Origin of the sequence: Rariglobus hedericola (genome assembly GCF_007559335.1) — a bacterium.
Taxonomy (GTDB): Bacteria; Verrucomicrobiota; Verrucomicrobiia; order Opitutales; family Opitutaceae; genus Rariglobus; species Rariglobus hedericola.
On the sequence record NZ_VMBG01000001.1, the window covers coordinates 1367542 to 1387363 of the forward strand.

18 protein-coding genes and 3 tRNA genes are annotated in these 19822 nt (G+C 59.9%); 10 read left to right on the top strand and 11 right to left on the bottom strand.

From position 1 onward, the window contains the following. Window positions 1–56 precede the first annotated feature (56 nt). The 8 genes from FPL22_RS05970 to FPL22_RS06005 all read right to left on the bottom strand — a co-directional run bounded on the left by FPL22_RS05970 (window position 57) and on the right by FPL22_RS06005 (window position 11633). Window positions 57–2018, bottom strand: coding sequence for a phospho-sugar mutase (locus FPL22_RS05970; protein WP_144229193.1), 1962 nt, complete (start codon window positions 2016–2018; stop codon window positions 57–59). 19 nt (window positions 2019–2037) lie between these two features. Beyond that, entirely contained in the window at window positions 2038–3459 is a 1422-nt protein-coding gene (locus tag FPL22_RS05975) for a UTP--glucose-1-phosphate uridylyltransferase (RefSeq protein WP_144229194.1), read from the bottom strand. A 112-nt stretch (window positions 3460–3571) separates the two neighbouring features. Further along, entirely contained in the window at window positions 3572–6112 is a 2541-nt protein-coding gene (locus tag FPL22_RS05980) for a glycogen/starch/alpha-glucan phosphorylase (RefSeq protein WP_144229195.1), read from the bottom strand. A gap of 117 nt (window positions 6113–6229) precedes the next feature. Further along, window positions 6230–8014, bottom strand: a complete 1785-nt coding sequence (gene mutL / locus FPL22_RS05985) for a DNA mismatch repair endonuclease MutL (protein WP_144229196.1) — start codon at window positions 8012–8014, stop codon at window positions 6230–6232. A gap of 35 nt (window positions 8015–8049) precedes the next feature. Next, a complete protein-coding gene (gene argH, locus FPL22_RS05990; protein WP_144229197.1) occupies window positions 8050–9450 on the bottom strand; it encodes an argininosuccinate lyase in 1401 nt (466 codons plus the stop codon). 60 nt (window positions 9451–9510) lie between these two features. After that, window positions 9511–11085 (bottom strand): ATP-binding response regulator, encoded by a 1575-nt coding sequence (locus tag FPL22_RS05995; protein ID WP_162525208.1) that lies wholly within the window; start codon window positions 11083–11085, stop codon window positions 9511–9513. An 8-nt stretch (window positions 11086–11093) separates the two neighbouring features. Further along, entirely contained in the window at window positions 11094–11504 is a 411-nt protein-coding gene (locus FPL22_RS06000; protein ID WP_144229199.1) for an OsmC family protein, read from the bottom strand. Between the two features lie 52 nt (window positions 11505–11556). Continuing rightward, window positions 11557–11633: transfer RNA gene (locus FPL22_RS06005), tRNA-Arg, on the bottom strand. Between the two features lie 102 nt (window positions 11634–11735). Here FPL22_RS06005 and FPL22_RS06010 point away from each other — a divergent pair. The 3 genes from FPL22_RS06010 (at window position 11736) to FPL22_RS06020 (ending at window position 13603) form a co-directional block, all read left to right on the top strand. Continuing rightward, the gene (locus FPL22_RS06010) at window positions 11736–12284 is read left to right on the top strand and encodes a hypothetical protein (protein ID WP_238991323.1); all 549 of its coding nucleotides are present in this window, start codon (window positions 11736–11738) and stop codon (window positions 12282–12284) included. A gap of 77 nt (window positions 12285–12361) precedes the next feature. Then, window positions 12362–12438: transfer RNA gene (locus FPL22_RS06015), tRNA-Asp, on the top strand. A gap of 238 nt (window positions 12439–12676) precedes the next feature. Next, window positions 12677–13603: a transglutaminase-like domain-containing protein gene (locus FPL22_RS06020; protein WP_162525209.1), complete on the top strand. Its 927-nt coding sequence runs from the start codon at window positions 12677–12679 to the stop codon at window positions 13601–13603. 18 nt (window positions 13604–13621) lie between these two features. On the opposite strand, the gene FPL22_RS06025 is transcribed toward FPL22_RS06020, so the two are convergent. Next, window positions 13622–13894 (bottom strand): DNA-directed RNA polymerase subunit omega, encoded by a 273-nt coding sequence (locus FPL22_RS06025; RefSeq protein ID WP_238991324.1) that lies wholly within the window; start codon window positions 13892–13894, stop codon window positions 13622–13624. A 125-nt stretch (window positions 13895–14019) separates the two neighbouring features. Between FPL22_RS06025 and FPL22_RS06030 the strand changes: the two genes are divergently transcribed. Together FPL22_RS06030 and FPL22_RS06035 are read left to right on the top strand one after the other, a co-directional pair. Further along, complete coding sequence (locus FPL22_RS06030; protein ID WP_144229201.1) at window positions 14020–14376, top strand: hypothetical protein; 357 nt, start codon at window positions 14020–14022, stop codon at window positions 14374–14376. A gap of 103 nt (window positions 14377–14479) precedes the next feature. Beyond that, on the top strand, window positions 14480–14695 hold the full coding sequence (locus FPL22_RS06035; protein ID WP_144229202.1) for a hypothetical protein: 216 nt from the start codon (window positions 14480–14482) through the stop codon (window positions 14693–14695). Between the two features lie 17 nt (window positions 14696–14712). Here FPL22_RS06035 and FPL22_RS06040 read toward each other — a convergent pair whose 3' ends face one another. Next, a complete protein-coding gene (locus FPL22_RS06040; protein WP_144229203.1) occupies window positions 14713–16035 on the bottom strand; it encodes a hemolysin family protein in 1323 nt (440 codons plus the stop codon). 141 nt (window positions 16036–16176) lie between these two features. On the opposite strand from FPL22_RS06040, the gene FPL22_RS06045 reads away from it, so the two are divergent. Continuing rightward, window positions 16177–16857, top strand: a complete 681-nt coding sequence (locus FPL22_RS06045; RefSeq protein WP_162525210.1) for a lysophospholipid acyltransferase family protein — start codon at window positions 16177–16179, stop codon at window positions 16855–16857. On the opposite strand, the gene FPL22_RS06050 is transcribed toward FPL22_RS06045, so the two are convergent. Continuing rightward, on the bottom strand, window positions 16854–17291 hold the full coding sequence (locus FPL22_RS06050) for a CBM20 domain-containing protein (protein WP_144229205.1): 438 nt from the start codon (window positions 17289–17291) through the stop codon (window positions 16854–16856). The genes FPL22_RS06045 and FPL22_RS06050 overlap by 4 nt on opposite strands. Before the next feature lie 197 nt (window positions 17292–17488). Between FPL22_RS06050 and FPL22_RS06055 the strand changes: the two genes are divergently transcribed. The 4 genes from FPL22_RS06055 to FPL22_RS06070 all read left to right on the top strand — a co-directional run bounded on the left by FPL22_RS06055 (window position 17489) and on the right by FPL22_RS06070 (window position 19811). Next, window positions 17489–17564 (top strand) — tRNA-Ala (locus tag FPL22_RS06055). A 247-nt stretch (window positions 17565–17811) separates the two neighbouring features. Then, the gene (locus FPL22_RS06060) at window positions 17812–18246 is read left to right on the top strand and encodes a response regulator (RefSeq protein WP_203235119.1); all 435 of its coding nucleotides are present in this window, start codon (window positions 17812–17814) and stop codon (window positions 18244–18246) included. A 73-nt stretch (window positions 18247–18319) separates the two neighbouring features. Next, window positions 18320–19114, top strand: a complete 795-nt coding sequence (locus FPL22_RS06065) for an ElyC/SanA/YdcF family protein (RefSeq protein WP_144229207.1) — start codon at window positions 18320–18322, stop codon at window positions 19112–19114. A gap of 58 nt (window positions 19115–19172) precedes the next feature. Beyond that, on the top strand, window positions 19173–19811 hold the full coding sequence (locus FPL22_RS06070) for a DUF47 domain-containing protein (protein ID WP_144229208.1): 639 nt from the start codon (window positions 19173–19175) through the stop codon (window positions 19809–19811). Window positions 19812–19822: the final 11 nt, after the last annotated feature.

Below are 19822 nucleotides of genomic sequence, written 5' to 3' on the forward strand. Positions count from 1 at the left end.
TTCAAAACGAACACGTCTGCTTTTGAATCAACGGACCGAATTCGCCGGTGTTCAGTTCAGCCTTCGGCGCGTTTTTGTGCGTCGGCCTCGATCAGTGCTTTTACACGATCGAGTTCGGCTTTCACCTGCATTTTCACGGTCGCGAGCTCGGCGGAGTTTTTCACCGGTGCGCTGGCGAACACGTAGAACTTCATCTTTGGCTCGGTGCCGCTGCCGCGCGCGGCAAAACTGTAGCCGTTTGATAGCGTGACCAGATACAGATCCTGCTTCGGAATCGCCTCGCCGTCGGCATCCATGAACACCTCGACACCGAAGTCCTGGAATTTCGTCACGCCCACATCGCCAAACACCTTGGGCGGAGCCGAACGATAGGTTTCGAGGATGCGCTTGATCTTGGCCGCACCCGTCGCGCCTTCGTAATACAGGTTGATCACGCCTTCCAGGTAGAAGCCGTATTTGAGATAAATCTCGTCGAGATACTCCGGCACCGTTTTGCCCTGAGCTTTCACGGCGGCACAGACCTCGGCAAACATCAGACAAGCGGCGTTGCCATCCTTGTCGCGCACCGCGTCGTTGGGGAGATAACCGTAGCTCTCTTCGCAGCCGAACGCATAAAACGTGCTGTATTTCTGAAGTAGTTTCGCACGCGCCTCGAACGAGGTCGCATCATAATCAAGAGCGATGCCCTGCTCTTTGAAAAACGCGCCCTTCAACTGCTCTTCGTAGCCCTTGATCTTGGAGGCGATCCATTTGAAACCTGTGAGGGTGTTGATGACTTTGACGCCATGGCCGTGGCCGATCGCGTCTTGCAGCGAGGTGGTCACAAACGTCTTCACAATCGCCACACGGTCGGAACCGGCCGCGGGGATCACGCCTGTCTCCTTGTATTTGGACAGACGATACTCGGCCATCAGCGAACCAATCTGGTTGCCGGTGAGCAGGTGCATCTGGCCGTCCGGTCCGCGCACCGCGCAGCCCATGCGATCACAGTCCGGATCGGTGGCCAGCACGAGATCGAGCCCCTTTTCGTCGGCCAGTTTGACCGCCAGCGAAAGCGCCTCGGCGTTCTCCGGATTCGGCGACTTGACCGTCGGAAAACGCGGGTCGTGAACCGACTGCGCGCCGACTTGGTGCACCTCGCAACCGGCGTGAAGCAGCAGCGGCACCGACATGATGTCGCCCGTCGCGTGGATGTTGGTAAACGCGATCTTGAGCTTGGTCTTCTTGAAGACACCCGGATCAATGGCCGCCTTGGTGGCAACCGCCAGATAAGCATCGTCCGCCGGACGACCCAGCGTGACCACGCGAGCCAAGTCTTTCTCCAAAAACACCGAGAGCCCGGAAAGCGGCACGGCGTTTACTTCGTCGACGATGCCCTTGTCATGCGGGGCAACCACCTGCGCGCCGTCTTCGAAGTAGGCTTTGAATCCGTTGTCGTGCGGAGGATTGTGGCTGGCGGTGATGACCACACCGGCGTGGGCGCGCAGATAACGCACCGTGAAGCTCAGCTGAGGAGTCGAGCGCGGGCCTTCAAAAATATAGGCATTACCGCCGAGTTTCGTCCAAGCCGAGGCGGCCAGCTCGCAGAAATGACGCGAGAAATGACGCACGTCATGCGCGATCACCAGCACGGGCACATCCGCGCGACCGGACAGCGTCAGATAGCTCTTCGTATATTTGAACAGGCCGATCGTCGCGCGCGTGAGCGTGAAATCGTTGAGGATGTTGCTGCCGATGGCCGCGTGCGCAGGAGTGCCTTGGGCGCTCGGCGTGCCGATTTCGTCAACGGTCGGGGTGAAGCCAATCGTGCGGCCGCGAATGCCGCCGGTGCCAAACTCGAGGTCACGATAGAAACGGTTGTTGAGTTCTTCCCACGCACCTTTGGCAACGAGTTCATCGATGCTGGCGACCGCCCAGGCGGGGAGCGAAGCCCCGAGCCAGATGCCGAGGTTTTTGACGGTGTCGGGCAAAAGATTTCCGGCCTGGCCGGCGGCTTGGATGAGGGAGAGCGTGCTCATGCGGGTGGCGTTTGGGTGATTATTCGAGATACAGACCGGCGGTGATGGCGGGCTTGGCCGGAAATTTATTCCAGGCATCGGCAAAAGAGTCTTCGTCGTAACCGAACAGCGGCGACACCTCGATGGCTACGGACGGCAGGCCCGTGTCATCGGTGGTGACTGCAGCATTGTTCTGCTTAAGCCAGCGTGCGAACTGGCGGAGCTGGTCGTCGCTGCAGGTCTTGGGAGAATCGAGACCCTCGGCATTTTTCACCGGGGAGAAATCGTCTTGGCGCCGCGTCTCGATGACCACGGGATTATTGGCAAAGGGCAGCGCATCGAAAACGAACATCTCGAATTTCACGCCATTAGCCTTGTCGGGCTTCACAGGATTGCCGGCAGCATCCACGGTGGGAATCTTTTTATCTGCACGGTGGAAGGGCAGCGAATCGTCACCATGCGCCATGCGCCGGATAAATTTCGTATCCAAAATATGGATAGCTATGCTGCCGGCAATGTAGCGTAGCGCGCCGGTCACGGGGTCGATCTGCTCCTGATACTCCTTGGGCAGGTCGGAGTATTCGATCACGATATTCTTGCCGTGCTGGGTGCAGAAGTGCCCCACCTTTTCGCCCGCGTAGGCCTTGGCGACCATCTTGCTGGACATCTCGGAGCCGCGCAGGATGTGCCAGCCGATGAAAGTCGGATCGATGCCGCGCACCAGCGGGTTATCCACCTGGAAATAGCTGAGGATATCGATGCCTTCCTTGGCCATGAGATCGAGCGCGCCACTGCGATCCAAGGCGCGGAGCGAGCCGCCGTGTCCGTCGGGCGACATGGCAATGGTGCTCTTCGTTTCCAACATGATTTTGCCCTCGATCGTAACGGCGGGCATGCGTCCCTGGCGGAAGAAATGAACGTGGTCTTCGGCCAGACCAAAGAAGCCGTTATCCTTGAAAAACGACTCGGTCTGACCGTGATTCGCGTTGCTGGTCATGATGAACCAGTGGATCGGCTTGCCGTAGCGCACACCGGCGGCGCGGACCTTTTCAGCAAACACTTGGAAAAGCGTCTTCTGCTTGATGGGCGTCACCGGAAAGGTGCCCTTGGGTCCGTCATAACCGAGGCGCGTGCCCTGTCCGCCGGCAACCGTGAAGGCAGCGACTCGGCCGGCCTTGAGCGCGGCTTCACCGGTGGTTTTAGCCGAAGCCCAAGCTGCGGCATCGCCACCGTTTTCGGGACGGCACTCATACGGAGCGGGAGCGAGTCCGGTCAGATCGATGCCTGCCGTTGCGCCCTTGGCCAGCAACGTGCGCGTGAGACGATCAACCTCGGTGAGATCAATCTCGGCCGCCTCGGAGAGCAGATGCTGCTGCTCATTGGGGGTGAGTTCGTTATAAAACGCAAAAACGTGCCCCTGTCCGGCACGCTCAAATTCTTCGATCAACGGAGGTTTGGCCATGATTGGAAGCAAGCAGTCAGCAAGGCGCACAGAGGCGGAGCAACGCCTTTTTGCACTTACATAAACAAGAAAGGCCCGACACGAGGTCGGGCCTTTGCAGGAACGAATGAACTCAGATCGCCACCGAGGGCAGCGACCAGATGTCCTTGGCGTATTCGCGGATGGTGCGATCGCTCGAGAACTTGCCGACACGGGCCGTGTTGAGGATCGCCATCTTCGCCCAGCGCGAGGTGTCGCGATAAGCCGCATCGACCTTCTCCTGCGCCTGCACGTAGCTGCGATAATCGGCCAGCACCTTGTAGGGATCGCCACCGTCTAGCAGGCTGTGGTGCAGCGCGCCGAAGGCATGGCTTTCGCCCGGAGTGAAGTAATCGGAACCGAGCCAATCGACAATGGCGCGGAGTTCGTCGTCGGCACCGTAGTAGTTCCAAGGGTTGTAGCCCTCGGCGTCCAGTTTCTCCACGTCGGGCACCTTGAGGCCGAAGATGAAGATGTTGTCGTCACCGACTTCCTCGCCGATTTCGACATTGGCGCCATCGAGCGTGCCGATGGTGAGCGAACCGTTGAGGGCGAGCTTCATGTTGCCCGTGCCGGAAGCTTCCTTGCCGGCGGTCGAGATCTGCTCCGAAAGATCGGAGGCGGGAATGATCTTCTCGGCGAGCGAGACGCGGTAGTTGGGCAGGAAGGCGACCTTCAATTTCCCATTGATGCGGTCGTCCTTGTTGATGCGGTCGCCGATGACGTTGATCGCGCGAATAATGTTTTTCGCGAGGTCGTAGCCGGGAGCGGCCTTGGCGCCGAAGACGAATACGCGAGGCACGATGTCGAGCGACGGGTTCTGCAACAGGCGGCGGTAAAGCGTGAGGATGTGCAGCAGGTTCAAGTGCTGGCGCTTGTATTCATGGAGGCGCTTGATCTGCACGTCGAAGAGCGCATCGGGCGACACATCGACGCCGCAATCGGCTTTGATGACCGTCGCGAGGTCCTGCTTGTTGGCGCGCTTGATCGCCATGAACTCCTTCTGGAAGGCCTTGTCGTCGGCGAATTTTTCGAGTCCGCGGAGGACGTCGAGATCGCGGGCCCAGATGGTGGGCGAACCGAGTTTTTCGGTGATGAGTTTGGTGAGGCGCGGATTACAATCGAGCAGCCAGCGACGCGGCGTGATGCCGTTGGTCTTGTTCTGGAATTTGCCCGGGTAGAGATTGTCGAAATCGGGGAAGAGATCCTTCTTCAGGAGTTCGGTGTGCAGCGCGGCGACACCGTTGACGGCGTGCGAACCGACCACCGCGAGATTGGCCATGCGGAAGGCCTTGGCACCGCCCTCTTCGACGAGGGAGAGGATGGCTTTCTTTTTGTTGTCACCCGGCCACTTGGCCTCGACCACTTCCATCAGGCGGCGGTTGATCTCGTAAACGATCTGGGTGTGGCGCGGGAGCACACGCGTGAAGAGCGGAACGCCCCACTTTTCCAAGGCTTCGGGAAGCAGCGTGTGATTAGTGTAGCCGAAGGTGTTGGTGACGATCGACCAGGCTTTTTCCCAAGCGAAATTATGTTCGTCGAGGAGGATGCGGAGAAGCTCGGCGACGGCGACGGCGGGATGCGTGTCGTTGAGCTGGACGGCGACCTTGTCGTCGAAGTTTTCCCACGAGTTGCCCTCGTGGCGGAAGTGACGGCGGATGATGTCGCGGAGTGAGCACGAAACGAAGAAATACTGCTGCACCAGACGCAGTTCCTTGCCGTTCTCAGTCTTGTCATTCGGGTAAAGAACCTTCGAAACGGTTTCGCCGATGGCTTTCTCGCGGACGGCATCCACATAGCCGCCGCTGTTGAACGCCACCAAGTCGAATTCCTCGGTCGAGCGCGAGGCCCAGAGGCGGAGCAAGTTGACCGTGGCGGTGCCGTAACCGGCGATCGGAATGTCGTAGGGGACGCCGAGAATGGTCTTGGTGTCGGTCCAGCGCGGGTGTGAGTTGCCGTTGTTGTCGAAGACGTTTTCGACGCGGCCGTAGATTTTGACGTCGGTCGTGTATTCGGGACGGACGACTTCCCACGGGGTTCCGAAAATCATCCAGTTGTCCGGATGCTCCACCTGATGACCGTGGACGAACTCCTGCTTGAAGAGACCGAATTCGTAATGGATGCCGTAGCCGATCGCGGGGAAATCCAGCGTGGCGAGCGAGTCGAGGAAACACGCGGCAAGACGGCCGAGACCGCCGTTGCCCAAGCCCATGTCCACTTCGCTCTCGCGAACGGACTCCCAGTCAACGCCGAGGTCTTTCAACGCGGTGCGGGCTTCATCATAGAGACCGGTATTGTAGAGATTATTCTCAAACAGACGGCCCATCAGATACTCGAGGGAGAGGTAATAAAGACGGCGGACATTCTCTTTGTTATGGACGCCCTGGGTCTTGATCAGGCGGGTAAGGATCTGTTCGCGGACGGCCAGCGAGGTGGCGATCCACCAGTCACGCGGCTTGGCGGTGACCCGGTCACGAGCGAGTGCCGAAGTGAGGTTGCGAAGGATGGCCTGCTGCAAGGACTGCACGGGGTCATCCGTGGAGCGTCGCTGCGGAACCGCGGCCGGCGAGACCGGTGCGGAAGCAGGAGCAATGGCAGGAGCGGTCTTCGACGTGGATTTTTTAGGAGCGGGCATGCGTTATAAAGAAGGAAGTGATTAACCAAGAAGCGTGCCAGCCGGAAGCGGTTGGTCAGGTTCTTTCTACGATAAAAAATTTAAAACAGGCGGAAACCGGGGTGCGTCACCGAAATGTTACCGCTGAAAGCGTCGGGAAAGCTCCCCATGACTGAATTCGATGTGGGTCGGCGTGCCGCCCGGACTGGTCAAAGGAGCCCGGCAGGCGAACAATTGAGCCACGAGCGACTGCATCGCCTCCTCGCTGACAACCTCGCCCAGGCGAATCGCACGTGAGGCCGCCAGTCGTGCAAGTTGCTCCCGCGCGACATCGAGTTTGCGCTCCTGCAATTGTCCGTCTCGCAAAGCCCCCAGCAATTCACGCACAAAGGGCTCTGAATCGGCCGGCTCCATCCACGCCGGCACGCCTTCGATTCGGAAAAAATTACGGCCAAACTCAACGACTTCGAACCCGTGGCCGTTGAGAAACTCCAGCCGGTCCAGCAGCAACGCGCTCGCGATCGGGTCCAGCTCAACAGGAATCGGCAGCAGCAAACGCTGACTCGGCACCGCGCCTTCACTAAACTGGGCCTGCAGGCGCTCGAACCAGATGCGTTCATGCGCCGCCCGACGATCCAGCAGCACGAGTCCGGCTTTCGTTTCAAACAGACCGTAGCTGCCGTGAGCCAAACCCAAGAATCGCCACGCCGGTGCCGAAACCACCGGCGGCGAAATCGGGCGAACGATTTCCGGCAAAACCTGCGGCGCCTGATCATCCATTCGTCGCTCCACGCGCGCTGGCAGGACCGGAGCGAGTTTCGGCGCAGTCGTCGGCGATGGCACAACCGGCGTTCTCATCGCAAAAGGCGGCAGCGTAATACTCCGCGCCGCCACCGGAACAAATACTTCGGGAGCAACCGGCACACTCACCTCGCCGAGCTCGCGCAACCGCATCAGCACACTGCGAATAATGAAGCCACGCACTGCTGTTTCAGAGCGAAAACGCACTTCGCGCTTCGATGGATGCACATTCACGTCGACCGCCGCCGGATCGAGTTCAAAGAAGACAAACGCCAGCGGATACCGCCCCTTTGGCAACGATTCATGGTAACTCTCGATCAACGCGTAGTTGATCGCACGGCTGTCCACAGGACGTTGGTTGATGAACGTGATCATCTCATGGCGCGACGATCTCCCCTGCCCCGGCAAACCGATCAAGCCGCTCAAGCGCATGCCATTCTCCGAGACATCAATCGGGGTGAGCTGGCCGGCGAGCTGACGTCCAAAAATTTCCGTCACGCGTCCCAGCAGATCAACGCATTCCGGAGAACGAAAAATCACCCGTCCATCTTCGATCAACGTGAAGGCGACCTGCGGAAACGCCAAGGCGTAGAGCCGCACGCCGGTGATGATGTGCGCGGCCTCGGTCTGGTCGGTCTTGAGAAACTTGCGGCGGGCAGGAACCGAGTTGAACAGCTGCGACACCTCGATGCGCGTGCCCACCGGACGACCGCAGTCCCGCACGTGCACAAACTTGCCGCCGTTGACGAGAATCTCCGAACCCACGTCCGTGCCGGCCTCGCGAGTTTGTAGTATAAAACGGGATACACTCGCGATGGACGGCAGTGCTTCGCCGCGAAAACCGAAACTCGCGAGACGGTTGAGATCATCGGCCTCGCTGATCTTGCTGGTCGCGTGGCGCTCAAGCGCGAGCAGCGCATCATCGCGCGACATGCCATGGCCGTTGTCCTCTACACTCATCAACGAACGCCCGCCATGCCGGAACTCGACCTCGATGCGTGTCGCACCGGCATCGACTGCATTCTCGACGAGCTCTTTCACCACCGCTGCCGGACGCTCGATCACTTCGCCTGCGGCGATTTGATTGGCGACCCGGTCGGAGAGGATGCGGACTTTGGCCATGAGCAATTGCCGCGACTGGTGCGGGCGGACTCCGGTCAGCCCAGCACTTTGGCCCAACGCGCGAACTGCTTCTTCACTTGCGCGGGGCCGGGCATGCCGGTGCCGCGACGTTTTTCCATGGCGCGCTTCAAGTCGAACACCACGGCCCAGTCATCGCCATAGCCGGCGTGGATTTTTTTCACCTCGGCAGTGGGCAGTTTATCGAGAGGAAGCTTCAGCGTCTCGGCGAGTTTCACGACCGAACCCACCGCGTGATGGGCTTCGCGGAAAGGAACGCCGCGATCCACGAGATAATCGGCAAGATCGGTCGCCAGCAGCGCGGGATCGGCCACGGCTTCGGCGCAACGCGCACGGAAAACTGTCAGTCCTTCGATCGTGCCGGCGAGCACATCGGCGGAGAGCGCAGTCTGGTCAAAGCTGTCAAACACCGGCGGCTTGTCCTCTTGCAAATCGCGATTGTAGGTAAGCGGCAGACCCTTCGTGAGGACGAAGAGCGTGTGAAGATTACCCTGAAGACGCGCCGACTTGCCGCGAAGAAGTTCGCAGGAATCGGGGTTCTTTTTCTGCGGCATCAACGAGGAGCCGGTGCAGAACGTGTCCGGCAGATCGATGAACTTAAACTCGACGCTGGACCAGATGATGAGGTCCTCGGCGATACGCGACATGTGCACGCCGAAGAGCGCGCAAGCCGTCGCAAACTCGATGAACAGGTCGCGGTCGGCCACCGTGTCCATGGAGTTCTGCGTGACGCGCGGACGACCCTTGGCATCAACGAACCCGAGTTGTTTCGCGGTGAATTCACGGTCGATGGGCAGCGTGGTGCCGGCGATGGCGCCAGACCCGAGCGGGCACCAGTTGGCATGATCGGCCACCTCGACGAAACGGGCGCGGTCGCGCTCCAGCATTTCAAGGTAGGCGAAGAGGTGATGCGAAAGGAAAACCGGCTGGGCGCGCTGGAGGTGCGTGTAACCGGGGATGAGCACGTCGCCGTCGCGTTTCGCCACGGAGAGGATGGCGCGTTGGGCGCCGAGAATTTTGTCGGCGAGGACGGCGCAAGCGTGTTTGAACCACAGGCGCATATCGGTCGCAACCTGGTCGTTGCGGCTGCGGGCGGTGTGTAATTTGGCGGCGGCGGGCACGTTTTTCGTGAGCGCCTGCTCGATGTTCATGTGAACGTCTTCGAGCTGCGTGCTCCAAGTGAACTTGCCCGCCGCGATCTGCGCGAGAATGGCGTCGAGGCCGGAGTGAATCGAATCGCGCTCCTTGGCGGTGATCAGGCCGACATGCGCCAGCATGGCCGAGTGGGCTTTGCTGCCGGCGATGTCGAACGGCGCGAGCCGGTGATCGAACGAGACGGACTCGCTAAATTTCAACATCAGATCGGCGGGGCCGGCGGTGAACCGTCCGCCCCAGGTCGCTTGGGATTTCTTCGCCATAAAAATGAACCGTGAGCACACGCGCCCGCCCCACCCTGCGCAATGCGAAATAAGCTCCGATCAGGTGACGGTCTTGAAAAACCGGTTCACCTCGGCCAGTGCCTCGCTCATCGCGAAGGGCTTTTGCAAGTAGCCTTTTGCGCCGGCCCGAAGGATCTCGGTCTTCAGATTCGCTTCCAAGTGTCCGCTCATGATCACCGCATTCACGGAGGGCGTATGATCTTTGATTTTCAAAAACGCCTCCCATCCGCTCATGCGCGGCAGGCCGAGATCGATCACCACGAGCGCGATGCGTTCGGCGTTGCGGGTGAACTCGTCCACCGCCTCCACGCCATCGCGGGCCTTCAACACCGTGAAACCGTTTCGCGTGAGCAAAAAGCTCAGCGCCTGCAGCAACGTGTCTTCATCATCCACGACCAGCACGATTCGCTCGGGGGCCGACGCCGCGGGTGCCACCGGCACGGGTAACTCGGGTGCAGGCGCCGCCTCGATCAATGCCGGCAGATAAAGACGGAACACCAGCGCCGGCCCGGACCATGTGTCGATTTCCAAGTGAGCGCGGTGGCTGGCCATGATGCTGTGCACCACGAGCACCGCCAGATCGCGCCGGCGTTCGGAGAAACGCACCGCGGCATCCCAGGTCCCCGGATTCTCTCCTACGACAAACGCATCGACCGACGGCTCGACGCGCAACGTGAGCGTCACATACGACGGCTCCCGCGCATCGGAAAACTTCGTGCGCACCTCGGCCCCGTCCACCTGGCGGGTCGTAAATGTAATGCGTCCCCCCTCGCCGGTAAGATCGCGCGCCTTCTGGCCGAGATTGGCGAGCACGTGGTGAAACTGTTGCGGATCGAGCGACACCGGCGGCAAATCCTGCGCCAGATCGAGCCGCACTTCGATACCCGGCGTCAGCGTCTCGCCGGCCATGCGAAAAAATTCGCGCACAAATTCGCCCACCGCGATGCGTTGAAAACACAGCTCGTCACGACGCGACAAGTGCAGCGTCTGGCGGATCAGATTGGCCGCACGGCGCACCGCGTGATCGATGCCACCAACCGCGGTGTTGAGACGGTTCACATCGAGCGTGCCGTCCTGCAAAAACGCCGTGTAGCCGAGGATGATCGAAAGCAGGTTGTTGAAATCGTTGCTGATGTCGGATGCCAGCGCGGTGAAGTTTTCCGCCTGCTGGTTCTGTCGCAACTGCTGCACGCCACCGACCTGCCGGCTGAGATCAATCAACGTCGTGACGCGATATACCCGACCATCCAGCGAGTGCACCCGCGTGTCGGAAGCATGCGCAAATAATGGCCGCCCGCTGCGATGAAGATACGTGGTCTCCGCCGTGGCCTGATCATTTCCCGCGATGAACGATGCATGCGCAACCGAACCGCGCACCGCGGCCTCCGCCGCAAACAACCGCATGATGTGGAGCCCCGCCAACTCATCGACTGCGTAGCCCACCGCCTCGGCAAACGCAGTGTTCGTCGAAACGATGATCCCGCGGTCATCCGTGAGACACAGTCCGATGGAGGAGCTCGCCCAGAATTCCGTGAGCATGCCGCCCAAGCCCGCCGGTGCACCAGTAGTCGCTACGCCTTGGACGGGCGTCGTCGTGATGAACGTTTTTTCCATGCCTGAAATCATTCGGCCCAATGAAACACCACCGGTTTATCCACCTGCGGATGGAGACTCTGATGCACCGGGCAGTGATGCGCGGCGTGCTCGAGCAGCTTTGCCAGGTCATCGGTGCGCGCGATCGGCAACCACACCGTCGTGGCGAGCCGCACGATGCGTCGCGGCGCATCGGTGGACATCTCTTTCGTCACTTCGTAACGCAGTCCCTTGAGTTCGACGCCGTGCTTGCGCGCGATGATCGCCATCGTCGTGGCGATACAAGTGGCCAGTGACGTCGCCACCAAGTCCGTCGGGGAAAACGCTTCGCCGCGGCCCTGATTATCCTTCGGCGCATCGGTGACCAACATAGTTCCGGACGGTCCGTGCGTGGCGACGCAATGCAAGTCGCCCTGGTATTCGCCGGTGATTTTAACCATGCCGAAAAACCTCAAGTGTTTTGCGAAGCTGGCAACAGCCAACTTACGAAAATGGCGCGCCTGGCGGGATTCGAACCCACGACCACCAGCTTAGAAGGCAGGTGCTCTATCCAGCTGAGCTACAGGCGCCCTTGAGAAGCCACCGAGCGTTATCGGTCCACCTCCCACGCGACAAGGGCAAAGGCGGGCGTTGACCGCGCGCGCCTCTCAACGATACCAACACGCTTCCTCATGAGCGTTTCCCTGCCTCCTTGTCCGCACCTGCCCAAGCCCCGTGAAAAAATGGACTGGCGGGACTTCAACTCACACGGCGATTCGCGCGACATTGATTTCTATCTCACGGCCCTCGAATACGGCCACTACCTCTGGCAACAGGGTTACGCCGCCCGCGCGATCCTGTGCCTCGACCGCGCGATGGGCGCCGATGTGCGCGCCACCGACATCGCCGTTCAAACCTGGCCGATGCCCTACGCCGCCATGGCCTGGTTCCTCACCCACACGCCGGCCGACGTGTTCATCGGCAACCCGCGCGTTCATTTCCAACACTACGCCGATCGCCTCAAGGCCCCGCGTCGCGATGAACGTCGCTGGCGCGCCTGGGCCTGCTGGGCGCTCGCCCGTCGTTTGCTGCCCCACCTGCCCGCCGATCCCCGCCACGCCGTGACCGAGCCCACCGAAAACGAAATCGCCACCGGCCTCGATCATCACGGACTGCCCGGCGAAACCACTGTTTGGCGCAGCGTCCTGCAAGGCTGCGAACCGTTTTCCGGGGCGATTTAAATAAGAAAAGAAAACGTCCGAAAGGACGCTTGACAGTCGTTAATCGGATTCTACGTTCAGCCCCCTTTCCCCTTTCCGGGGTGATAGCTCAGCTGGTTAGAGCGTCTGCCTGTCACGCAGAAGGTCGCGGGTTCGAGTCCCGTTCATCCCGCCATTTTGGCGAAGCCCGTTTCTCACGAAACGGGCTTTTTCGTTTCCACCAGCCAGGCCGCCTTCGCGCGGGTGCTTCAAACCGTTTGGCCTGAGCACGAGTTACCATTAAATCACTTATTGCGGAGGTATCCATCGCGTGCGGCAGAACCGGCGGCGATAATCGAGGTCCAGATGTCCGTCGCCATGGAGCAGTTCCTGCTAACATCATCCGGCTTCAGACGAATCGCTTCATTCCTATTTTGATCTCTCCTCCCTTCGACCTCACCTTACGCGTCGGCTGCAGCCTCTCTTATGAGGTCACCGGCACAGCTTCGCTCCTCCTGAATTTGCAACCTCTCCCCGATCGCAATCATGCGGTCGTCTTCGAAGCACTCACGCTGGGCGACAACCTTCCCTCCGAGCAATTCACCGACAGTCACGGCAACCGCGTTCATCGCGTGAAGCTGGCGCCCGGCACCAATTTTTTCCGTCACGACGCCATCGTCGCCGTCTCTTCGCACCCCGACAACCAAGACCTGCCCGACTCCGAGCCACTCGCGCCCGATGCCATTCCCGCCGATCTGCTCCGCTACGTTTTGCCGAGCCGCTATTGCGATTCCGACAAGCTGACTGATTTCGCGTGGCAGAAATTCGGCCAGGTTGAACACGGCTTGCCGCGCGTCACGGCCATCAGCCAGTGGATTCACGACAACATCGAGTATCGCTACATGTCGGGCCGCTCCGATCTCTCCGCGTGGGATATCCTGCAACGCGGTTACGGCGTGTGTCGCGACTTCGCCCATCTGGCCATCGCGCTCAATCGCACGTTCAACATTCCCGCCCGCTATGTCACCGGACACATGCCCGATGTCGGCGTCCCTGATCCGGAGAACCACATGGATTTCCATGCCTACGCCGAAGTCTATCTCGGCGGACACTGGTTCACGACGGACGCACGCTTTCACAAGCCTCGCATCGGTCGCATCAAAATCTCCTGCGGACAGGATGCCGTGGACGGCGCATTTTCCACCATCTACGGCGGTGCGATGCTCACTTACTTCCAAGTCTGGGCCTATCAAGTGGCCCGCGGCACGGTCGGCGTCGGCGACCCGCTCGATTTCTCGAAGCGGCTCGATAACCGCACGACGGTGCAGACCGAGCCGCCCTACACCGTCAATCCGACCTGAGTCGGAAGACCCACGTAGTTAGAGACGCGCCAACTCTTCGGCCGTCGCCAGCTGATAAGTGATCTTGCCTTCGGCAACTTCACGCAGCGCGGTGTCTTCCGGAGACAGTTTTTCCAATGACTCGACCAACGGACGGCTGCCACGGCGCAGTTGTTTCACGCGAAGCGAGATGACGTTGATCAGAATATTGGGGTCGGAAATGACCAACAGTGCGTTTTTCAGATAATCGTCTCTCATATAATCGGTAGGATTCAGGTATAATACAGCCGTGTTTTCGGCAGATTCGGCCATTTTAGAAATTAATCGTTATGAACACGATATATATCTGAAATCCGGGCGACGCTCGGCATGAATGGATTGCGCGACCATGCGTTTAGCCGGTTTAATAACTGGCATCGCCAATGCTTAATAGAGGCATGAAGCTCTGCGGACATTGGCTGTCCTTGCTCTGGGTCGCGGTCACCTTGATGTGCCCGCAGATTCAAGCTTCAACGTCGTCGCCCCGTGAGGAAACGACCCGCTGCCTGAATCAGCTTCAAGAGCGTCCGTTGCCCTTGATCAGCGACTTCACGCTTTCGGACCTTAAGAAAACCGAGGATAAAAAAAGCGAAGCAGACCGGCAACCGACCGGACTCATGCTCCCCGAACAGCCGGACCGGTTCCCCGATCCCGCCTTCAGAATTTGCGGACGTATCAATGAACGTGAGTTCCACGCCCGATGCTTGGATGAAATCGGACTGCCGTTGATCTGCGGTCCGCCGGCCCTGGCCTGAGATAGCCCCCGCCGTTTACGCGGACGGAGCCTGTGCGCTCCGCTCCCTGCTCCTGTCAGCAACCGTCCTGAAATCGCATCAGGCAACCGCAGCATTCCACACCATGTCTTTTCTTTCTTCTCATCGTCTTCACTGGGGCGTTCACCACGAGCTCTCCGATAACTTCTGGGTTCACCTCCAGGAAATGGTCCAAGGTCCGGCGAACTCAGCCCACCTTTCAGCAGGCAACCCTGACACAGGTTCACCGAGCGAGGGCATCACCCACACCGGCGGGCTATCCGAGCCCGTCGCGCCCAGTCCCGAAGCACTCGGGCCCTGAGCGATCCCGGTCGCCGGTTATTCGGCGGCCGGAGCCAGTCGCTGCACTTTCACACGGCGCACGCGCTCGGCGTGAACATCGACCACGGTCACGAGATAATCTCCGACCGTGATTGTCTCGCCGCGCTTGGGCAGACCGCCAAATTGACGCTGCGTCCAGAGCGCGACCGTCTCCTTCGGTTGCCATTCAAACGTCCAGCCGGTTTCCGCCTGCAATTCGCGCATGGTGAGCGCGCCGCTCACGACGATGAACTGCTCGTTGAGCTCAAAAATCGGCCCGTGCTCGATATCGAATTCGTCGCGGATATCGCCGACGATTTCCTCGAGCACGTCCTCAAAGCTCACGATGCCCGCGGTGTTGCCCGCATCGTCGAGCACGAGCGCGAGGTGATTACGCGAGGAACGGAACAGCTCGAGCATCGTGTGAATCGGCGTCTTCAGCGTGAACGTGATCACCGGGCGCACCAACGGCTCAAACGAGGCCTGCGGCCCAAGCGCGTGGATCTGCCACAACCACTCGCGCACGAGCAGCACGCCTTCCGCCTGGTCAAACGAATCGCCCCGGCACACCGGAAACCGGCTGTGGCCGCTCATCTGGGCGATGCGCAGATTTTCTTCCATCGGCTTATCAATCCACAACGCCACGATCTGTTCACGCGGACGCATGATCTGGTGCGCGCGGATTTCACGCAGACGCAGCGAACGGATCATGAGTTTGTTGATCAACGAATCGCCCGGATGCGAATGACGCGCATGGCTCAACACGTATTCCAGTTCCTCCGAACTGAACGCGCCCTCGCCCTCGCCCGCCGGATCAAGCCCCGCCCATTTTAGGAAAAGATTGGCGGTGCCATTCAGCGTCCAGATGAACGGAAACAGAATGTAATAAAAAACGATGAGCGGTGCCGCCGTGGCCAGTGAAACCGCCTTAGGCCGCTGAATCGCCAGTGACTTCGGTGCCAGCTCGCCAAAAATAATGTGGAGAAACGTGATCACCAAAAACGCCACGATGAAGGAAACCGACGACACCGTGCTGGCCTCGGTGATACCAAACTTCCCCATCAACGGAGCGATACGATGCGCGATAAACGGCTCGCCGACCCAGCCGAGACCGAGACTCGCCAGCGTGATGCCGAGCTGCGTGGCCGAGAGCGCGGCATCGAGCTTGTTGGTCGCGGCGAGCGCGAATTTCACCCGCCAGCCTCCGGTTTTCACCATCGGCTGAAGCTGGCTCGCGCGAACTTTCACGAGCGCGAATTCCGCCGCCACGAAAAAACCATTGGCGGCCACCAGGGCGAGGACGATGAAAACCTCCAACGCGATACCGAAAAAAGAGTGCATTAGTTAAAGAAAGATTGGCGGCTAAACCCGCGAGCCGTCGAGCGCCAACATGCAAGCCGCGCGCCACGTCGCGTCAGCTGAATGAGTTGAATGAACTTTCGCTTGGCGGCGCGGGCATTCGCAGGCCAACATCCGCGCTTCATGTCACTCCCCACGCGCCCATCCAAGATCCACGGCCTGCGCGGCTGGCGTCGGGCTGCGCTCTGGCCGCTGGGTCTGCTCATGCAGTTGTGGGGACGATCGCTGCACTTGGAAATGTCGCCGGAGTCACTTCGCGCCGTATCCAAAATCGACCAGCCCGTCGCTTTCACGCTTTGGCACAACCGGCTCTTTATCACCGCCGAGATTTTCCGCCGCTATCGCCAGGGCCGGCCGGTTTACGGCTTGGTCAGTCCGAGTAAAGACGGCGCGTGGCTGGAAGCGTTCTTCTCCTTGATAGGCATCCGTGCCGTGCGCGGATCCAGTCATAAACTGGGACGTGAAGCCGTCACCGCGCTCGTTGACGTGATGAGGGCGGGCAACGACATCGGCATCACACCCGACGGACCGCGCGGTCCCATCTACGAATTCAAAGCTGGCGGACTGATCGTCGCGCGCCGCGTGCAGGCACCGCTGCTGCTGTTGGGCTGTGCCTACGAAACTTCTTGGCAACTGCCGAGCTGGGACCGCTTTCACCTGCCGCGTCCTTTTTCACGCATTCGCGTTTACTGCGCTGAAGTGCCCAGCGCTACCTTGGGTGATCGCGAAGCAAGCGCCCTGACATTGCAGGCGCGCTTGCTGGCGATGAGCCCCGATCCCGTCGGCGGACGGGCAGTCGTTTAGAACGAAGGAACCACCGAGGCCTTCACGCCGGACTCGGCGATAAAATCAGCACCCTCGGACCAGCTGAGGTCGTTGATGAGAAGTTTGTAGACCACGGGCTTGCTGGAAGCCGGAAGCGAGATGCTCCACTTGTCGTCGGAGACGCAGTCGAGCGCGATGCCCGCATCCCAGCTCAGGCCGGCACCTTCGCCGCGCACGTAAAGCGTGTTGCCGAAACCGATGTCGATGAGAGCAGTGATCACCGTGGCGGACTGCTTGGCGGCGGAGGCTTTCACAGCAGGTGCTTTGGCCGAAGGAGCCTTCTTCACCGCAGGAGCTTTGGCGGGAGCGACGGAACGCTTCACCGGGGCAGCCACCGGCTTTTTGGCGGCTTTGGCGGGAGCTTTTTTGGCGGTTGCGGTTGGCTTGGCGGCTTTGACCGTGGATTTCTTCATGACTTCAATTCAGACGTTAATTTTTAATACGAGTCGGCCTGAGTGTTGGCCGTCAGTTTTGAGCTTCAATAGCAAATTGGAGACCAAACCATCGCGGCGCGCATATTTTACCGTTCCGTCAAATTACTCAAAGCGAGCTCCTGAAAATTGATGTTTACTCGCACGAGTCGTCTCCCCAAAACATCCCCTTCCTGCATGGGGCAGTAGCTCAGTTGATAGAGCGCGTCGTTCGCAATGACGAGGTCGTCGGTTTGATCCCGATCTGCTCCACCATGATTTGTCGGCAATAATCCGACCCGGCCGGAGATTCCATCGGCCAACTAAAATCAGTTCAGGTATCATCTCTGCGAATGCAGGATTGTCTGTGGGCCGTTGATTGCGCAGAACGCTTCCAGCTCGATTCCATTTCCTGTCCATGACTCACCAAGAAAAGCCGCTTGCGTCCTCATTTAGAGATCCGGCGGACCATGTCGGCAGAGAATCTCGGGGTCATATCTCAGCGCAGCCGAAAACCGTTCTCTTGGTCGAAGATGGAGAAGACGAAATCCTGATTTTCAAAGTCGCCTGCAAGCGCGCCGCCGCCACGTTCGCCCTGCAATTCGCCCGCGACGGTCGCGAGGCGATTGAATACTTTTCGGGCACCGGCCCGTATGCCGATCGTCAGCAACACCCGATTCCCGCCTTGGTGATTTTGGACATCAACATGCCCTCCGTTTCGGGTTTTGAGGTGCTCGAATGGATCCGTAAGCATCCACAGTTTAAAAACGTGCCCGTCGTCATGCTAACGACCTCGATGTTCGATACCGATGTGTCCCGTGCGTATGCACTCGGCGCGAATTCCTATCTGGTAAAACCCGTCGATACCAAGGTGCTGGTTGAAATGATTCCGATGCTCGAACGCTACTGGATCGGCATGAACCGCGTGCCGGGCAACGTGCTCGACCAGCGTTCGTGAGCCCTTCGCGCCCTCGGCACGCGGCTCGGTTTTTTGTTGGGCGCGAACGGAGTTCAGCTCCACGCTGCGCACCATGTTGTTCTGGTTAAAGAAAGTCGCGGGCTACTGGCTCATGCCGCTGCCGTTGTCAGTCGCATTGATCATCGGCGGCGTGGTGTTGATGCGTTTCACCCGGCGGAAACGACTCGGCCGCGGATTCGCACTGGTTGGCGGACTCTGGCTGCTCGTGTGTAGCAACTCCGGTATCGGCACCTGGTTCGTGCGCGGACTCGAAGCCGAATACCCGTCGCAACCCACGCTCACGGCGGGCGCCCCCCTGCCCGATGATCTCGCGCGTTGCGAATTCGTAGTGGTGCTCGGCGGAGGCAATACCCATGCGCCGGAATGGCCGGCCAACAACCAGCTGAGCGCCTCGGCGTTGTCACGGATCGTCGAGGGTGTTCGATTGGTGCGACAGATGCCGCAGGCCCGCCTGATCGTGAGCGGGCCAAACGATGCAGCCATCGGCGGGCCGTCGCACGCACGCTTGCTGGCGGATGTCGCCGTGTCACTCGGCGTGCCGCGCGAGCGTATTTTGGAAATCTCCAGCGCACGCGACACCGAGCAGGAAGCCGTGGCCATCCGCGCACTCGCCGGCGACGCCCCCGTGGCATTGGTCACCTCGGCGTGGCACCTGCCGCGAGCAATGGCACTGTGTCGCCGCCAGGGAATCGATGCAGTCGCCTGCCCGGCCGACTACGCGGGACGTGATATTCACCCCCGATTCTTTGATTTTTTCACATGGAATGTCGGCGGTTTGGAACGGAGCACCAAGGCGGTTTACGAGGTGATCGGGGCAACTTGGTCCCAGTTGCGGGGAAAGACCTGAATCGGCCCAAAAAGCCGGTGTTTACAAATGTGACAGGACTGCTACCGCATGACTTGCCATGCTCTCGCTCAAAAAACTCTTTGGTAAAGACGAGAAGTTCTACGACCTTCTCGAAGCCAGCGCGGAAGAAGCGCTCACCAGCACCAAGCTGCTGGCCAGCTACCTCCAACGCAGCCAGGCCTTTACCTCGGCCAATGACCTCGACGAGTTCATCCAGAGCCGCCGCAAGGACAAGCGCATCACCCAGCAGATCACCGAGGAACTCTGCAAAACCTTCGTCACGCCCATCGAGCGCGAAGACATCGAATCCCTTTCCCTCGCCCTCTACCGCATCCCGAAGATCGTCGAGAAGCTGGTCGAGCGTCTCTCCATTTATCCCGGTCGCGTGCCCACCGAGGGTTTTCAGCGCCAGGCCGCCCTCCTCTGCCAGGCCGGCGAAGCGGTCGCCTTCATGGTGAAACAGCTGCGCCGCGGCGCAAAGTTGGAAAACGTGCAGGAAGCCAACGAGCGCCTGCAATTCGCCGAGGGCGAGGCCGACAAGGTCATGCTCGGCCTGATCAAAGATCTCTACAACGGTCCGTATGACGCCAAGGAGACGATGATTCTCCAGGATCTTTTCGAAATGATGGAGAAAGCCGTGGATCGCTGTCGCGACGCCGGAGCCGTCGTTTTCCAGATCGTGCTGAAATACTCGTAAGCGTCCGCCCG

Bases quoted from the DNA above. Each gene is read 5' to 3' on its own strand.
- FPL22_RS05970 (WP_144229193.1), bottom strand. From the start codon at position 2,018: ATGAGCACGCTCTCCCTCATCCAAGCCGCCGGCCAGGCCGGAAATCTT.
- FPL22_RS05975 (WP_144229194.1), bottom strand. From the start codon at position 3,459: ATGGCCAAACCTCCGTTGATCGAAGAATTTGAGCGTGCCGGACAGGGG.
- FPL22_RS05980 (WP_144229195.1), bottom strand. From the start codon at position 6,112: ATGCCCGCTCCTAAAAAATCCACGTCGAAGACCGCTCCTGCCATTGCT.
- mutL (WP_144229196.1), bottom strand. From the start codon at position 8,014: ATGGCCAAAGTCCGCATCCTCTCCGACCGGGTCGCCAATCAAATCGCC.
- argH (WP_144229197.1), bottom strand. From the start codon at position 9,450: ATGGCGAAGAAATCCCAAGCGACCTGGGGCGGACGGTTCACCGCCGGC.
- FPL22_RS05995 (WP_162525208.1), bottom strand. From the start codon at position 11,085: ATGGAAAAAACGTTCATCACGACGACGCCCGTCCAAGGCGTAGCGACT.
- FPL22_RS06000 (WP_144229199.1), bottom strand. From the start codon at position 11,504: ATGGTTAAAATCACCGGCGAATACCAGGGCGACTTGCATTGCGTCGCC.
- FPL22_RS06010 (WP_238991323.1), top strand. From the start codon at position 11,736: ATGAGCGTTTCCCTGCCTCCTTGTCCGCACCTGCCCAAGCCCCGTGAA.
- FPL22_RS06025 (WP_238991324.1), bottom strand. From the start codon at position 13,894: ATGGCCGAATCTGCCGAAAACACGGCTGTATTATACCTGAATCCTACC.
- FPL22_RS06030 (WP_144229201.1), top strand. From the start codon at position 14,020: ATGAAGCTCTGCGGACATTGGCTGTCCTTGCTCTGGGTCGCGGTCACC.
- FPL22_RS06035 (WP_144229202.1), top strand. From the start codon at position 14,480: ATGTCTTTTCTTTCTTCTCATCGTCTTCACTGGGGCGTTCACCACGAG.
- FPL22_RS06040 (WP_144229203.1), bottom strand. From the start codon at position 16,035: ATGCACTCTTTTTTCGGTATCGCGTTGGAGGTTTTCATCGTCCTCGCC.
- FPL22_RS06045 (WP_162525210.1), top strand. From the start codon at position 16,177: ATGTCACTCCCCACGCGCCCATCCAAGATCCACGGCCTGCGCGGCTGG.
- FPL22_RS06050 (WP_144229205.1), bottom strand. From the start codon at position 17,291: ATGAAGAAATCCACGGTCAAAGCCGCCAAGCCAACCGCAACCGCCAAA.
- FPL22_RS06065 (WP_144229207.1), top strand. From the start codon at position 18,320: ATGTTGTTCTGGTTAAAGAAAGTCGCGGGCTACTGGCTCATGCCGCTG.
- FPL22_RS06070 (WP_144229208.1), top strand. From the start codon at position 19,173: ATGCTCTCGCTCAAAAAACTCTTTGGTAAAGACGAGAAGTTCTACGAC.